This is a genomic window from Tunturiibacter empetritectus, from assembly GCF_013410875.1.
Classification (GTDB): domain Bacteria; phylum Acidobacteriota; class Terriglobia; order Terriglobales; family Acidobacteriaceae; genus Edaphobacter; species Edaphobacter empetritectus.
On record NZ_JACCCU010000001.1, the window covers coordinates 807,732 to 822,548 of the forward strand.

Annotated in this window: 15 protein-coding genes and 1 tRNA gene; 10 read left to right on the top strand and 6 right to left on the bottom strand. The window is 58.6% G+C overall.

Features of this window, described 5'->3' with window-relative positions; all coding sequences use genetic code 11:
- Positions 1-4 precede the first annotated feature (4 nt).
- Positions 5-1,000, bottom strand: coding sequence for a hypothetical protein (locus tag HDF08_RS03435; protein ID WP_179637204.1), 996 nt, complete (start codon positions 998-1,000; stop codon positions 5-7).
- Positions 1,001-1,329: 329 nt separating this feature from the next.
- Here HDF08_RS03435 and HDF08_RS03440 point away from each other — a divergent pair, with 329 nt between their 5' ends.
- The 3 genes from HDF08_RS03440 to recA all read left to right on the top strand — a co-directional run bounded on the left by HDF08_RS03440 (position 1,330) and on the right by recA (position 3,726).
- Positions 1,330-1,800: a hypothetical protein gene (locus tag HDF08_RS03440; protein ID WP_179637205.1), complete on the top strand. Its 471-nt coding sequence runs from the start codon at positions 1,330-1,332 to the stop codon at positions 1,798-1,800.
- 192 nt (positions 1,801-1,992) lie between these two features.
- On the top strand, positions 1,993-2,298 hold the full coding sequence (locus HDF08_RS03445) for a YXWGXW repeat-containing protein (RefSeq protein WP_179637206.1): 306 nt from the start codon (positions 1,993-1,995) through the stop codon (positions 2,296-2,298).
- Between the two features lie 360 nt (positions 2,299-2,658).
- Entirely contained in the window at positions 2,659-3,726 is a 1,068-nt protein-coding gene (recA, locus tag HDF08_RS03450; RefSeq protein ID WP_179637207.1) for a recombinase RecA, read from the top strand.
- Positions 3,727-4,249: 523 nt separating this feature from the next.
- Here the strand turns inward: recA and HDF08_RS03455 are convergent.
- Genes HDF08_RS03455 through HDF08_RS03465 form a run of 3 tightly spaced genes read right to left on the bottom strand, consistent with a single transcriptional unit; the run spans position 4,250 to position 5,968 of the window.
- On the bottom strand, positions 4,250-4,840 hold the full coding sequence (locus tag HDF08_RS03455; protein WP_179637208.1) for a Spy/CpxP family protein refolding chaperone: 591 nt from the start codon (positions 4,838-4,840) through the stop codon (positions 4,250-4,252).
- Between the two features lies 1 nt (position 4,841).
- Positions 4,842-5,363, bottom strand: a complete 522-nt coding sequence (locus HDF08_RS03460) for a hypothetical protein (RefSeq protein WP_179637209.1) — start codon at positions 5,361-5,363, stop codon at positions 4,842-4,844.
- A complete protein-coding gene (locus HDF08_RS03465) occupies positions 5,360-5,968 on the bottom strand; it encodes an RNA polymerase sigma factor (RefSeq protein WP_179637210.1) in 609 nt (202 codons plus the stop codon). Before HDF08_RS03465 ends, HDF08_RS03460 begins: the two co-directional genes overlap by 4 nt.
- 126 nt (positions 5,969-6,094) lie before the next feature.
- On the opposite strand from HDF08_RS03465, the gene coaD reads away from it, so the two are divergent.
- The 5 genes from coaD (at position 6,095) to HDF08_RS03490 (ending at position 11,274) form a co-directional block, all read left to right on the top strand.
- Positions 6,095-6,589 carry a pantetheine-phosphate adenylyltransferase gene (coaD, locus tag HDF08_RS03470; RefSeq protein WP_179637211.1) on the top strand — a complete coding sequence of 165 codons (495 nt, stop codon included), beginning with the start codon at positions 6,095-6,097 and terminating at the stop codon, positions 6,587-6,589.
- Positions 6,590-6,645: 56 nt separating this feature from the next.
- Positions 6,646-7,842, top strand: coding sequence for a pyridoxal phosphate-dependent aminotransferase (locus HDF08_RS03475; RefSeq protein ID WP_179637212.1), 1,197 nt, complete (start codon positions 6,646-6,648; stop codon positions 7,840-7,842).
- A gap of 67 nt (positions 7,843-7,909) precedes the next feature.
- A complete protein-coding gene (locus HDF08_RS03480; RefSeq protein ID WP_179637213.1) occupies positions 7,910-9,076 on the top strand; it encodes a mannose-1-phosphate guanylyltransferase in 1,167 nt (388 codons plus the stop codon).
- 87 nt (positions 9,077-9,163) lie between these two features.
- On the top strand, positions 9,164-10,612 hold the full coding sequence (locus tag HDF08_RS03485) for a phosphoglucomutase/phosphomannomutase family protein (RefSeq protein WP_179637214.1): 1,449 nt from the start codon (positions 9,164-9,166) through the stop codon (positions 10,610-10,612).
- Positions 10,609-11,274 carry an HAD family hydrolase gene (locus HDF08_RS03490; protein WP_306459660.1) on the top strand — a complete coding sequence of 222 codons (666 nt, stop codon included), beginning with the start codon at positions 10,609-10,611 and terminating at the stop codon, positions 11,272-11,274. Before HDF08_RS03485 ends, HDF08_RS03490 begins: the two co-directional genes overlap by 4 nt.
- 365 nt (positions 11,275-11,639) lie before the next feature.
- Here HDF08_RS03490 and HDF08_RS03495 read toward each other — a convergent pair whose 3' ends face one another.
- On the bottom strand, positions 11,640-11,990 hold the full coding sequence (locus HDF08_RS03495) for a hypothetical protein (protein WP_179637215.1): 351 nt from the start codon (positions 11,988-11,990) through the stop codon (positions 11,640-11,642).
- A 346-nt stretch (positions 11,991-12,336) separates the two neighbouring features.
- Positions 12,337-13,143, bottom strand: coding sequence for a 3-deoxy-manno-octulosonate cytidylyltransferase (kdsB, locus tag HDF08_RS03500; protein WP_373563168.1), 807 nt, complete (start codon positions 13,141-13,143; stop codon positions 12,337-12,339).
- Positions 13,144-13,316: 173 nt separating this feature from the next.
- Between kdsB and HDF08_RS03505 the strand changes: the two genes are divergently transcribed.
- Positions 13,317-13,393, top strand: a tRNA-Met gene (locus HDF08_RS03505).
- A gap of 152 nt (positions 13,394-13,545) precedes the next feature.
- A complete protein-coding gene (locus HDF08_RS03510) occupies positions 13,546-14,778 on the top strand; it encodes a S41 family peptidase (RefSeq protein ID WP_179637216.1) in 1,233 nt (410 codons plus the stop codon).
- Positions 14,779-14,817 lie beyond the last annotated feature (39 nt).

Below are 14,817 nucleotides of genomic sequence, written 5' to 3' on the forward strand. Positions count from 1 at the left end.
TGAGCTAGTTGCTGCCCGACGGGGAAATAGCGATGTCCCGGTAGTAGGTCGGCTTCCACCGCAGCAAGTTCGCGGTCGACTTGCACGGCGTCATCCACGCAAACGCCGTCAGGTACAAGCGGTTCTTCGACCGCGCGCGAATCTTCGGCATAAGGTAGCGGTCGATCGCATCCTCGCCGACATTCCAGCCGAAGCCGTACACCGGAGTGATCACGAAGTCCTGAAATCCAGTCTCGTTGGTCGTGCGCCCCAGATGCGCGACATAATACGTGTTCCGCCCGCTGTTGCCGATCGAAGCCTCGCTCACCGGCCCCACCTTCCACTGCGCGCTGTACACCGCCGACCACGCCATCGCCTTCAGCCGGCTGCGCCAGTAGTTGCCATTGTTCTCAAACACCAGCCCCCGCGCCTTCGGATCGTTCTGCTCAAAGATGCTGCTGGTAATCGCTCCCATCATCGGATGCCCGATGTCATGCACGATGAACGTCGTATCGTCCGACCACTGGTACCAGCGGTAGTGTTCGACGCAAAACACATACGTCGACCAGTAAGGATTCGACGTCAGATCGTTCCGCGTCTCCGAGTCCAGCAGAATGTTTCCCGAGTGCTGCGCCGTAAGAAACTCGAACGACTGCCACAGCATCGGCAGCCAGTGCACTCTGCACGGCTTGCCTTTGATCCTGCCGCTCTCGCAGCCCTCGGTCAGCTCCTCCCTGGCCATCTCCCGCTCCGAGGCAGGAGCCTTAATCGTTCCGCCGCCCGTTCCGCCGCCCGCCCCCCTGAACCTTAGTGTGCTTGCGGAAGAAGCAACCATCAGGCCATCGGCGACGTCATCGCCAGAACTAGAGCCGGTCACACCTGGCATAAAAGCTGCGCTTGGTACCGGAGCATTTGGAAGAGAATCAAACGGCACCCCAATCCCAACCGGGCCCTCTGCCTTCGGTCCAGCAGCGCCGGCAGGGCAAACGTGCGTGGCGGTTGCCAGAAGAAAAAATCCCATCGCTCTAAGCAGGGAACTAAGCAGGGAACCTCTAAGCAGAAAACCGGGGAGGCTGCTACGGAAAGTTTGGGTCAACTGACGCTCCGAGGGTTTAAGCAACCAACGTTCAGCGCCAGGTGACCTGAGCCAGGCGGCGCGCAGCCGAGCGTACTCGAACCAGATCACCAAAAGCAACGAAAAGCTGAGCAACGAACAGCTGCTGGAAGCTGGGTCTAGGCAGAGAGCGGATACCGTGTAGAAACGCAGTGCTTGCCAGCCTCCACGCGCAGAGCTATAGTTTGGGGCGCGACTGAGGGGGTGGCTGAATCCGCGCCAGCGTTTTAAACCTTGTGCTCTGCCTCGCCTTCCTCCTCTCTGCCTCCGCGGTGGGCCTTGCCCAGCAGCCTGTCAAAGACTGGCACGATCTCGAGACCCTCAAGCCCGGTGCCTCGATCCGAATCACGCTCGCCAGGCAAAGAACTCTCTGTGCCTTCGATTCGGTCAGTGAAGAAGCAATCGTCTGCCACAAGCGACAAGCCGGAGTTGATCGCTCGCTCTCCTTCCTCAGAGCGGACATCCATCAGATCCGAGCCCGCAACGCAACCGGATCGATCATCGCAGGGGCCGCCTTGGGCGCAGGCGTCGGTGCCGGAATCGGTGCCCTTGTCGACTCGCGCATCAACAATCCCGGCGCCACCAATAACGCAAAGTTCACTGGCGGACTCGCTCGTGCAGGCGGCCTCCTTGGCGCTCTCTTCGGCATCGCCACCGAGTTCGTCCCAGGCAAACTGCTCTACAAAGCGGAGAGCCAGCACCCCTGAACACGGCACGCACACGCAGAACTCTCTCACCCTCGCCTCATTCACTTCTGTTTCGTGAAACTGAATCCCCTCCTGTCGAACAGTCATACGGGTCATTGACACAATCTTGCCGTCGCAGCTAAGGTTCGGGTACGGAGAATTTATATGAAGACGAAATGGCTAATTGCTGCAATAACGTCAGTTACCTTGACCATGCCAGCGTTCGGGCAGGTTGGCATCTATATCGGCAGAACACCGCCCCCGCTGCGTTATGAAGCACGTCCACCAATGCCCGGAGATGGGTATGCCTGGGTCGATGGCTACTGGGGAGCCAACGACGGCCGCTACGTCTGGGTTCCCGGCCGCTGGGATCGTCCGCCTTATGCCGGCGCCTACTGGAGCCATCCACACTACGACCACTACCAGGAAGGCTGGCGTATGCACGAAGGCCACTGGGACCATGAAGACCATGGCGACCACTACGATCATGATCATCATGACCATGACGACCACCACTAGCACTCAGTAAAGAGGTCCTGCCGGACGGGCCCACTGCGCGTGGAGCGGTCACTTCGTGACTTGTATACCGGCTTCGCCCAGGCCTTCCGTTGGTCGGCACAAGATGTTTCTTCGCGACCAACGGGAGCGCCAACCGAAGGGGTATACCAGTCACGAAGTGACCGCTGCCGAATCGGGGTCCCCACAAACAGGTCTTCGTTTGTGGGGTGACCAAGCAGGGCGCCCGTCCGGCAGAACATGATCTTCTAGAATCACCTGCAAGTTGTATTCGCCTTTTATTTGCTTTTCCCGTTTTGAATGCTAGAATCCCAAATTGAAACATCAACCTCCCTCTTACCCACACCTCAGGAGAGAAATCACGTGGCAGATGACCGCAGCAAGGCAATAGAACTGGCCCTCTCCGGGCTGGAAAAGCAGTTTGGCAAAGGTTCCATCATGCGGCTCGGCTCGAAAGACGTCGTGCCCATCTCGGTCATCTCTACCGGCTCCATCTCCTTCGACGCAGCGCTCGGCGTAGGCGGCGTCCCCCGCGGCCGCGTCATCGAGATCTTCGGCCCTGAGTCCTCGGGCAAGACCACCATCACCCTCCAGATCATCGCCGAGGCGCAAAAGGCCGGCGGCCTCGCAGCCTTCGTCGACGCCGAACACGCGCTCGACCCCGCCTATGCCGCCAAACTCGGCGTCGACATCGACAACCTCCTCGTCTCACAGCCCGACTACGGCGAACAGGCCCTCGAGATCGTTGAAGCCCTCGTCCGCTCGAACGCCATCGACGTCCTCGTGGTGGACTCGGTCGCCGCGCTGGTTCCCAAGGCTGAGCTCGACGGCGAGATGGGCGACTCTCACATGGGGCTGCAGGCACGTTTGATGAGTCAGGCGCTGAGAAAGCTCACCGGCACCGTCTCGAAGTCACGCACCTGCCTGATCTTCATCAATCAGATCCGCGAGAAGATCGGCGTCATGTTCGGCAATCCCGAGACCACCACCGGCGGCAAAGCGCTCAAGTTCTACTCCTCCGTTCGCATCGACATTCGTCGCATCGGCGCCGTCAAGGACGGGGATTCCGTCGTCGGCTCCCGTACCAAGGTCAAGATCGTCAAAAACAAGGTCGCCGCACCCTTCCGCGACGCCGAGTTCGACATCCTCTACGGCGAAGGCATCTCCCGCGAAGGTGATGTGCTCGACCTCGCCGTTCTGCACAACATCGTCGACAAGAGCGGAGCCTGGTACAGCTACCAGGGCGAACGCATCGGCCAGGGCCGCGAAAACGTTCGCGCCTTCATGAAGGACAACAAGGACGTCTTCGCCCGCGTCGACGCCGAACTCCGCAAGAAGCTAGGCATCTCCGGTGTAGCCTCAGCCGACGTTCCGCCAGTCCCCACAGACGGTCCCGTTCAAGCCAAGGAAGCCGTCCGCGCCAAAAAGTAAATCGTCACAGCAGGGAAGCGCTAGAGGAAGCGCCGGCATAAGAGTTTGCCGGCGCTTCTCCTGCCTACAACGCGTCATCTGGCTCAAACCCCCATCAACCACCTACAAGGCGTCATCTCGACCGAAGCAGCGAACAGCTTCATCATTCGTTGCGCAGTGGAGAGACCCCCGCGTTTGCTTTTCTCCAGGTCTGGACAAAGCAATTTTTCGCTGTCAAGCCCCTATCAAAGCTAAATCCATGCAACCAAACCACATAGACGTGGCGTATGAGTTATATCAAAAAGCTTATACTGGAATTAGATCGAGAAAGCCCCGGACGAAACCGAGGCTTTCTTGCGAAAGAAACATCACAAACGCCCGTAACTCCTTCGCCTGCACGAATCTGCACGTAACTCATTTAGAATGAGGTTTTTGCAGGCCAATGATGCGTCTAAGTATATGATAATAAAGGATTTGCGCGCGGGTAATAGGGGGGGGGGTGCCCCTGTCAGGGGAGGAGTCAAATCGGCAACAGAGCTGCCTCCTACTCCATCCCCTCGCCGCCTGGACCGCCCGGAGGGGGTGCCTGACCCTCGGAGCCCCGTCCGCCCGGGTCACCCTGCATCCTCATGCGGCGATGGTCCCGCATCTCGGCCTGCAGTTTGGTCCACTGGTCCGGCGTCAGCACATTGCGAATCCCCAGCAGCATCTTGGCGTTCGCCTTTTCAAGCTCCGCTCGCGCCTGGGCCGCGTGGTCGATCTGCGCCAGAATCTTGTTCGTATCCGGAGGATCAGCCGCCAGCATCGGCTCCATCAGAACCTCCTGCTTCTCGACCGCGGCCCTCAGGTCGATCAGTTGCAGTTTGCTCTGCTGCAGGATGTCGTCCATCTTCTTCTGCTGGTCCGGAGTCAGGTTCAGCTTCTGGATCAGGTCGGGATTGTGCCACCAGATTCCTGGAGGCCCGATGCGGAAACCCCCGCGCATCCCGCCCCATCCGCCGCGATCCCTATCCATTCCCATACCCGGCTGAGGTGGTGAACCCGCAGGCGGCTGCGCCGTCAAAAAACTTCCAGAGAGCGTCGCGAATAAAACAATCGAAAGTACAGGTTTCAGACGCATATCAGTTCGTCCCATGTCAGTTCGTCCTTTGATCTGAAGTAGAGGTGAGTGAAGTCGTGCTGTCGGTCGGATCAACCAGCGGCTCCATCGGAGAAGGCACATCGGCAGAGACTTTCTGGTCGATATCCGAGAGCAAAGCCTCATCCGACTCCGCAGTCTGCGAAGACGCCGCCGCAGCGGCCTTCGCCGCGGAACGAGCGGCAGATTGCTGTTGGTGCAAGGTAATCGGGAAGAGGGCAGCGACGAAGACTACCGCCGCTGCTGCCCAGTAAAGTGGTTGCGAGAGCATGCTGTGCGGAGGCGCAATGGATGAGCGCCGCGCGTAGCTGTGTGCAAACTCCTGCTGCGAGTAAGCAACCGAGGCATCGCGGAAGTGAGAGAGCGAATCGCGCAGGCTCTTCAGCTCCGCCGCGCAGATCAGGCAAGCCTGAAGGTGCTGATCGATCACATCGGTCTCGTGATCGACGCCGGCAGACGGAAGCGACGAGTCAGCGAGAAGAACATCGCAGAGTTGCTCGTGAGTCAGGTGGAGGTTCATAGGGAATCCTTGAGAGAGGCGTTGTGGCGAGCCCGGATGGTCGCGAGGGCTCGGTAAAGATGGGTCTTGACGGTGCTGATCGGTAAACCTGTGATGCTCGCGATCTCGGAGAGCTCAAGCTCCTCGAGGAATCGCAGCAGGAAGACGCTTCGCTGGCGCTCCGAGAGTTCGGTAACGCTCTGCCATACCAGCGTCATCTGCTCACTGGCGATCAGGCGCGACTCCAGGGAGCTGTCGCGATGCGGAACGTAGGACGAGATATCGGATACATCGACGGCGGTATCCGAGACCCGCTTCCAGAAGCGGAAACGGTCGGTGCGAGTGTGATCGCGAACCAGGTTCAGCGCAATCCGCATCAGCCAGGTCAGCATCGAGCAGTCGCCGCGGAAGCTGCTGCGCGCCGACCAGGCTCGAATGAAGGTGTCCTGAGTCAATGTCTGGGCCACATCGCGGTCCCGGATCGAGACCAGATGGAAGCGGAAGATCCGCTGCTCATAGGTGGCCACAATCGAGTCCATATCGTCGAGAGGAGTGGCCGGCGCGTGAGCGATGACGGTCTGTCGCGTCATGGGAAGACTATCGGAGCTGAGAGCTTGTGATGGCATTTGTGACCCGTATTCAGGCTGCTGCGGCATTGTTTACTGTTGAAAGAGACGCCCGGGTGGCCCCGCAAGACTACAGGATTGCCGCGATTTATTTTTTACCCGCAAAGCAAGGTATGCTGCTGATGCATGCATACGGTAAAAGCAATCTACCCCGGAACCTTCGATCCACTGACGAACGGTCACCTCGATCTGATAGCCCGCGGGTCGAAGATTGTGGATGAGCTGGTCGTAGCGATTCTTCGCAACTCGGAAAAGGGTACGCCGCTCTTCACTGTTCCGGAGCGTGAAGAGATGATCTTCGAAGCGACTCGTAGTTTTGGCAACGTCTCGGTAACCACCTTCAATGGTCTCCTGGTCGACTTTGCCCGGGAGCAGGGTGCCAAGGCTGTCCTTCGGGGCATTCGGGCAATCAGCGACTATGAGTATGAGTTTCAGATGGCGATGATGAACCGGAAGCTCGATCCTGAGCTCGAAACGCTCTTCATGATGCCGGCGGAAAAGTACACCTACGTCAGTTCAAGACTGATAAAAGGCGTCTTCCAGCTCGGCGGCGACGTTACAGCTCTCGTACCTCCTCTGGTTGTCGAGCGCCTCAAAGCCAAGGTGCCGAACCGGCTCTGAGGGTTTGAGAAGACTTGCTCCTTTATCTCGCTGGCTAAATCTGCCAAACTAGAGATATGACCACAGCGACAGCGACGAAGATATTCGCAGACCGTATCGGCCGCATCGAAGTTTCGGCAACCATGGCTATTACAGCCGCAGCGCTGAAGCTCAAGTCTGAAGGCGTGAATCTCGCGGACTTCGGAGCCGGCGAACCTCACTTCTCCACTCCGCGTCACATCAAGGACGCGGCCATTGAAGCGATCGAGAATAACTTCACCCGTTATACCAACGTGGCTGGTATTCCAGAGGTGCGCAAAGCCATCGTCGATCGGCACGCCTGTGACTTTGGTTCGAACTACACGCCTGACGAGTGCGTCTTCACCACCGGTGGCAAGCTGGCGCTGTTCAATGCGATTCAGGTTCTGGTTGACCACGGAGATGAGGTAATTCTTCCTGTCCCTTACTGGGTCTCTTTCAAGGACATCATCCAGTACGCAGGCGGTAAGGTCGTTCTGGTCGGGAGCAAAGAGGAGGAGAACTTCCGTATCACGGCGAAGATGATTGAGGCGGCGATCACCCCGAAGACCAAGGCGATCATTCTCAATACTCCGTCGAATCCTTCCGGCGCTGTGGTCGCTCCGGAGGATCTTGAAGCTATCGTTCGTCTCGCCCACAAGCACGGCATTTATGTGCTGCTCGACGAGTGCTACGTCTACCTGACCTTTACCGGGGAGGTCGTCAGCGGTGGCTCCTTCACCGATTGCAAGGAACATATCGTTGTACTGGGTTCGCTCTCGAAGACCTACGCGATGACAGGTTGGCGAGCTGGCTTTGCGCTGGGACCGAAGCCGATCATTGCTGCGATGAGTAAGCTGCAATCGCAGAGCACCTCGAACACGGCCAGCATGGTGCAGCGAGCCTCGATTGCGGCACTCACCGGTTCGCAGGAGTGTGTCACGGAGATGCGTGCTGACTACATCAAGCTGCGCGATCAGACTCTGGCTGGGTTCAAGACCATTCCGGGGCTGACATGCACGGTGCCGCAGGGAGCCTTCTATGTATATCCGAATATCAGCAAGTTCATCGGTAGAGGCGCTGTCCAGTCGGCATCGGACTTGGCTTCGAAGCTGCTGAGCGAGGCGCACGTTGTCGTCGTTCCGGGTGAGGCCTTCGGGACTTCGGAGCATATTCGGTTGTCTTATGCCGTTTCGCACGACGTCGTGGATGAAGGTGTGAAACGAATGCGGGACTACTTTGCAACGCTGAGTTAGCTGTTGATCTTGCGTCTGGACCGCACTGCTGCTTTACGGTGCGGTCTTTTCACTAAGACGGAGGCTTATGTCCATTGAAGGCGGTAAGACGGAGCAGAAGTTCGCTCCGGTGATTCTTGCAGGCGGCAGCGGAACACGGTTTTGGCCTCGAAGCCGGAAGGCTCGGGCGAAGCAGGTGTTGGCTCTGGATGGAGAGCGCACCATGATTCAGCAGACGGTGGAGCGGTTGACTTCCGTGGTTGATCCTTCCGAAGTCTGGGTGGTTACGAACAGCCTTCTTGACGACCTGATCGCCGAGCAGCTGCCGGAAGTACCTCGCAAACATATCCTGAGCGAACCAGCGGCCAGAAATACCGCGCCTGCGTGTGCTCTTGCTGCGTTTCTGCTGGAGTCGACTGCTCCAGAGACGGTGATTGGCATCTTTCCGTCGGATCATGTGGTGAAGAATAAGGCCAGGTTTGCCGAGGTGATTCGCGCCGGGATTGCGCTGGCTGCGAGTGGAGAGAAGATTGTAGTTCTTGGTGTTCCTCCCACGCGGGCAGAGACTGGTTATGGATACATTGAGTTGGGAGAGACTGTAGATCCTGCACAGGTCCCACATTCCGGCGTTGTGGTTCGGCGCGTCAAGCGGTTTACGGAGAAGCCGAACGCTGAGGTTGCGGAGCAGTTCGTTGCGTCGGGGAACTACGCTTGGAACGGAGGAATCTTCCTGTGGAGTGCGCGAACTCTGGCCAATGCGATTCGCGAACACTGTCCTGCAATGGCTCCGCTGTTGGAGAAGATCGCTGCTGCACATCGCGTGTCGAAGGAGGAGTTTGAGCGGGTGTTTGCGGAGGTTTATCCGCAGTGCGAGAACATCAGCATCGACTATGCGGTGCTTGAGCCGCGCTCAGCCAAGGGCGAAGCGGGTGCTGAGATTTACAGTCTTCCAGGCGACTTTGAGTGGAACGATCTGGGCTGCTGGTCGGCGCTGCATGAGCATGCGGCTGGTTGTCCGCCGGAGAGCGTCTCGGTGGCGAATGTGTTTGAGGGTGAAGATCCGCTTTGCATCTCGATTGACTCCACCGGAAACTATATTCACGCGCCTGGTAAGGTGATTGCGCTGGTTGGTGTTACAAACCTTGTGGTAGTTCAAACGAAGGACGCTCTGCTAATTACGACTCGCGAACGATCGCAGGAAGTGGGACAGGTTGTTGCTCAGCTGAAGAGTGCTGGTCGAGAAGACCTCATCTGAGAATCGCCCTCTAAGAATCGTCAGTAAAGATCGTCAACTCGTTGTCTTGTCGTTGCATCAATTCATTCAGGAAAAATCAAACAACATATGGCAGAGACAGTTGTAAAGTTTGGCACCGACGGTTGGCGGGGAATCATTGCGGATGACTTTACTTACGCTAATGTGCGGGTTGCAGCGTCTGCGATTGCGAACTATGTTTTAGCGCAGGAGGATGCGGCGGACGGGGTGTGCCTCGCTTACGACACGCGGTTCGGCTCGCACTCCTTCGCGAAGGTTGTTGCCGAAGTGCTCGCGGGGGCGGGTATTCCGGTGGCGATGGCCGCGGAGATTACGCCGACACCGGCACTCTCGTATGCGGTGCGAGAGCGCAGGGCGGCGGGTGGTGTGATGATCACTTCCAGCCATAATCCGGCGGAGTGGAACGGGGTGAAGTATAAGGCCAGCTATGGCGGCTCTGGCAAGCCTTCGATCATGGCGGCGATTGAGAGCTATCTCGACAAGCCGCTGGTGAAGGCTGCGAAGGCCGCTTCGATCGAGACGGTCGACTTTAATACGGACTACATCGCTGCGATCGCGCGCTTTGTGGATCTTGATGCGATTCGTGCCTCCGGATATAAGTTTCTGATTGATTGCATGTATGGCGCAGGTCGTGGGGTGGTTGCGGGGATCTTTACGAAGGCTGGGGTTCCGTTCGTCGAGATTCGCAACGAGATCAATCCTGCGTTTCCGGGGATCAATCCTGAGCCGATTCTGCCGCACATCAAGGAGTCGCAGGTTGCTGTGGTAGCGGAGAGGTGCGATGCAGGGCTGATTACGGATGGGGATGCGGACCGGATCGGTGCGGTCGATGAGCATGGCAACGTGGTCGATGCGCACAAGATCTTCGCGGTGATTTTGAAGTGGCTGCTGGAGCGCAAGGGGTGGCCGGGCGATGTGACGCGCGCGTTCAACACGACGAAGATGCTGGACCGGATCTCGGCGAAGTATGGGCGGCGGCTGCATGAGCATGGGATCGGGTTCAAATATGTCTGCGACCTGATGCTCGAGCAGGAGATTCTGATCGGTGGCGAGGAGTCGGGTGGCATCGGCATCAGCCGGCATCTGCCGGAGCGGGATGGGATGCTGAACTCGCTGCTGCTGGCCAATGTGATGGCGGATGAGAAGAAGACGCTCGGCCAACTCGTCGCTGCGTTGCAGGAGGAGTTCGGCGAGCACCAGTATGGGCGCATCGATATGCACATTGATGAGGAGCTGAAGCAGTCTGCGATTGCCCGGGCCAAGGCTTTGCAGGATGCGGCTGGCGCGGACTTCGCGGGTTTGAAGGTGCTTCGGGTGGAGACGCTGGATGGGATCAAGTTCTTTCTGGAGAATCCTGACTGCGCGGTCAAGCCTAACGCTGCGGAGACCTGGCTACTGCTTCGGGCTTCGGGGACTGAGCCTTTGCTGCGGGTGTACTGCGAGAGCTGCTCGATGGAGTCGGTGGAGCGGGTGCTGGCGGCGGCGAAGACGTTTGTGCTGCAGGGGCGTGGGGCTTGAGTGAAGAGCATTCGGTGCAGGTGAAGGGCATTCTGTTCGATATGGATGGGGTGCTGGTCAGCTCGATTGGTTCGGTGGTGCGTTGCTGGCGGCAGTGGGCGGAGCACTACGGGATTCCGAACGCGGAGATCTATGAGGTGCCGCATGGGATGCGTGCGATTGAGATTGTGAAGTCGCTGGTTCCTGAGATCGATCCTGAGGAAGGGCTGCGGTATATCGAGGATTTGGAGATGAATGATGTGGCGGACCTGGTGGTGCTGCCGGGGGTGCGGGGGCTGCTGGAGAGTCTGCCGACGGAGCGGTGGGCGATTGTGACCTCTGCAACGCGGAGGCTGCTGCTGGGGCGTCTGAAGGCGGCTGGGCTGCCGGTGCCGGAGCGGATTATCAGTGCAGATATGGTGGAGCGGGGGAAGCCCGACCCGGAGCCTTACCGGCGTGGTGCGGAGCTGCTTGGACTGCGGCCTGAGGATTGCCTGGTGGTGGAGGATGCTCCTTCGGGCGTTGATGCCGGGCTGGCCGCCGGGTGCCGGGTGCTGGGCGTTGCCGGGACACACAGCGTAGAGGAGCTGGAGGGGGCGCAGTGTGTTGTCCGGTCGCTTGAGGGGGTTTCGGTGGGCGTGGGCGTGGATGGGTTGGAAGTGCGGTTCACCCCAGTAGGCTGAGTCTGGTGACAACTGGATCTGCCGTCTGCATGATGTCTCTGGCAACGTCTTATCTCCTCTCTCCTGGTGTAGGGGTACCCCCCCTATTACCGGCGCGTAAATTGCTTATTTTCAATAATTTAGACGAAAGCATTGTCCGTAAAAATGAGATAACAAAGGGCTTACCCGCAGATTCCTGCAAACAAAGGAGTTATGGCTGATTATTCGTCTTAAACGCAAAAACTCCACGGGTTTCGTGGAGCTTTTTGTTCCTTTGCTTCAATTATAGAGGATTGAGGGTAACTGATATGCCACGCCGATATCGTTGAATACGCTTGCTTTATGCGCTTAAGGGGGTTGACAGCGATTTTTGCCACTCTTCTTCTTCACCAGTGGATGGCGGGGGTGAAGATGTAGTGGGTTTCGAGAAAGGAGGCGAGGGGGTAGAGGAGGAGCATGATGCTGGTGGCCCAGTAGAAGATCTGGAGCGGGAGGGTGGAGGAGAGGGATGGGCGGGGGAGGGGCTCGGCTTCGCGGAAGACCAGGCTGCCCATGAGGGAGATGCCGGCGGAGAGGGCGAGGAGGAGGAGCGAGTCCAGGATGCGGTCGTTGAGGGCCTGATGTGGTTGGTGCAGGAGATGGGGGTCTTCGAGGGTGAAGAAGACGGTGTGGAAGACCATGAGGAGGGAGAGGAGGCAGAGAAAAAGAGCTACGGGTTTGACGAGTTCGAGCAACATGCTCCTGCTCCCTTGGGTGGGATCAGTTTACTGCTTCTTTGATGTTGGTGATTGGGTGTTGTGGAGGCGACGGCAAGTGCAACCGCAACCGCAGATCCCCTTCGGGGATGACAACAAGAATTACAACTGCAAATGCAACTGCAACTGCAACTGCAAAATACGGGGATCCTTCGACTGCGTGACTCACAAAGTGCCGTGAGTCACTTCGCTCAGGATGACGATGGCATGGGATGACGTGTCGTCGGTGGTGTCATCGGTTGTGTGTCGTCGTCGGTTGTGTGTCGTGGGTTGTGGTGTTGACGGCGCAAATGCGTGCGTAAAGAAGGGAACGGGAGATAGCTATCGGCTAAGAGAGGATTGATGATTGGCGCAGGAGGAGGGACTCTACGCGTTGGAGGTCTTTTTCGGTGTCTACTCCGATGGTGTCGAATTCGGTGGGCTCGACATGGATGGGGATGCCGTTTTCGAGGAAGCGGAGTTGTTCGAGGCGTTCGGTTTGTTCGAGAAGGCTGGGGGGTAGGTTGGGGAATCGCTCGAGGGTGGACTTGCGGTAGGCGTATAGGCCTATGTGCTTCCAGTACTGCGGGGCGGTGCCATCGACGTACTGTCTAATTCCTGCTTGTGCCTCAGTTGTTCGGCTCTGACTTGATTGTCCGTCGCGGGCTTGTGCATCACGATCGTAGGGGATGGTGGCTCGGGAGAAGTAGAGGGCGCGGCCGTCGGCGGCGGTGACTACCTTTACGGCGTTGGGGTTGGCGATGTTTTCGGGCGTGCAGAGGACTTTGAGAGTGGAGACTTGGACATGATGCTGGGTGAAGGGGCGGAGGAGGGCGGTGAGGTGCTGGGGTTTGAGAAGGGGCTCGTCGCCCTGGATGTTGACGTAGATGTCGGCGTGGTGGTGGCGGGCGACGGCGTGGACGCGGTCGGTGCCGCTGGGGAGGTCGGGCGAGGTGAGCTGGACGGGCCATTGGTTGCGGTGGCAGAGTTCGGCTACCTCGTCGGAGTCGGTGGCGATGAGGACGCGATCGAGCTGGGGGCAGGCGCTGGCGGCCTCGTAGACCCAGGCGAGCATGGGGCGTCCGGCGAGGGTGCGGAGGACTTTGCGGGGGAGACGCGTGGAGGCGAGACGGGCGGGGATGACGCCGAGGATGATCGGCTTTGGATCTTGGCCGACTTGCTGAGGGATCTCGCCGACGTGCGGAGCGCTGTCACTGACTGGCTTTTCGCTGTGGCCGGAATCAAGTATGATTGGAGATGGCTGTGCTGTGGCGATGGTTCACTCTGACTACAGAGGAGTTTTGCGCCGGCATACCCCTTACACACATCGGCGGTGTAGCTCAGATGGTTAGAGCGACGGACTCATAACCCGTAGGTCGGCAGTTCGATTCTGCCCACCGCCACCAAAGTGTTATAGCGACTGCTGGCGCACTCTGTATGGATCGAGAGTATCATTTTGTCTATACTGTTTTGCCTGCGGGGCCATTTGGCCTGCGGGTGCGTCTAACTTTTGTTGCGCCAGGAATACCCCGAATACCCCTTGGAGTTGCTCCGAACTATGCCTAAGATCTCGAAGATTCTGTTGCTCGCCGTGTCGGTTGTTCTGGTTGTCACCGTGTTTCTGGGGGTGAACTCTAACCCTGTGAGCGCTGCGAGTGAGCCGCAGGATGGGGCGTATCGCCAGATCAACGTGTATAGCGAGGTGCTGCGGCACATTCAAACGGACTATGTGGAAGAGCCGAATATCAATGCGGTCACCAATGGCGCGCTGCGCGGGCTGCTGGAGTCGCTGGATGCGGACTCGAGCTATCTGACGCCGGAGGACTATAAGGCGTTCAAGGCGGACAAGGGCGGCAAGGCGCAGGTGGGGATCAATGTTTCGAAGCGGTTTGGGTATGCGACCGTGGTCTCGGTGGTGCCTGGAAGCCCGGCGGATAAGGCGAATCTCTCCGATGGCGACATCATTGAGGCGATCGGGCCGCAGGATACGCGGGATATTTCGCTAGCGATGATTCAGCTGTTGCTGGAGGGAGCGCCGGGTAGTGAGCTGACGGTTTCGGTGGTGCGGCCGCGGAAGGCTGCTCCGGACAAGATTGTGATGACGCGGGTTTCGACGCCGCCGGCGCCGGTTGCGGAGACGATGTATGAGAACTCTTCGATCCTGTATCTGAAGCCGGGCGTGCTGGATCATGACCATGTGCAGCAGATCGAGGCCAAGCTGAAGGCGATGCCGAAGGTGGGAAACAAGAAGATTTTGCTGGATCTGCGCGACGTTGCTGCGGGGGATATGCCGGAGGCGACGCGGCTGGCGAACTTCTTCCTGAAAGATGGCACGATTGCGATGCTTGAAGGGCAGAAGGTTGCGAAGCAGACGTTTACGGCAGAGGCTTCGAAAGCGATCAATACGACGGCGCCGGTGGTGGTGCTGGTGAATCGTGGGACGGCGGGACCGGCGGAGCTGGTGGCGGCGGCGCTGCTGGATAACAAGCGGGCGGACCTGGTGGGGGAGAAGACGTTTGGCGAGGGCGCTCAGCAGAAGACGTTTGAGCTGCCGGATGGTGCGGCGTTGATTCTGTCGATTGCGAAGTACGAGTCGCCTTCGGGCAAGAAGCTGCAGGATGATGGTGTGACGCCGGGCGTTCTGGTGGCTTCAGCCGCAGAGGATGCTGTGGCGGAAGAGGATACGACGACTCCGGCGGAGAAGGCGCAACAGCCTCTGCAGAAACCGGCGGTGACGGTGGACGAACAACTGACGAAGGCGCTGGACCTGTTGAAGAGCAAGTCTGCTTAGGCTGATTATTTCGGGTGTGATTGGCCCTTTTGTGGGAGA

Bases quoted from the DNA above. Each gene is read 5' to 3' on its own strand.
- HDF08_RS03435 (WP_179637204.1), bottom strand. From the start codon at position 1,000: ATGGGATTTTTTCTTCTGGCAACCGCCACGCACGTTTGCCCTGCCGGC.
- HDF08_RS03445 (WP_179637206.1), top strand. From the start codon at position 1,993: ATGCCAGCGTTCGGGCAGGTTGGCATCTATATCGGCAGAACACCGCCC.
- HDF08_RS03455 (WP_179637208.1), bottom strand. From the start codon at position 4,840: ATGGGACGAACTGATATGCGTCTGAAACCTGTACTTTCGATTGTTTTA.
- HDF08_RS03460 (WP_179637209.1), bottom strand. From the start codon at position 5,363: ATGAACCTCCACCTGACTCACGAGCAACTCTGCGATGTTCTTCTCGCT.
- HDF08_RS03465 (WP_179637210.1), bottom strand. From the start codon at position 5,968: ATGCCATCACAAGCTCTCAGCTCCGATAGTCTTCCCATGACGCGACAG.
- coaD (WP_179637211.1), top strand. From the start codon at position 6,095: ATGCATACGGTAAAAGCAATCTACCCCGGAACCTTCGATCCACTGACG.
- HDF08_RS03475 (WP_179637212.1), top strand. From the start codon at position 6,646: ATGACCACAGCGACAGCGACGAAGATATTCGCAGACCGTATCGGCCGC.
- HDF08_RS03480 (WP_179637213.1), top strand. From the start codon at position 7,910: ATGTCCATTGAAGGCGGTAAGACGGAGCAGAAGTTCGCTCCGGTGATT.
- HDF08_RS03485 (WP_179637214.1), top strand. From the start codon at position 9,164: ATGGCAGAGACAGTTGTAAAGTTTGGCACCGACGGTTGGCGGGGAATC.
- HDF08_RS03495 (WP_179637215.1), bottom strand. From the start codon at position 11,990: ATGTTGCTCGAACTCGTCAAACCCGTAGCTCTTTTTCTCTGCCTCCTC.
- HDF08_RS03510 (WP_179637216.1), top strand. From the start codon at position 13,546: ATGCCTAAGATCTCGAAGATTCTGTTGCTCGCCGTGTCGGTTGTTCTG.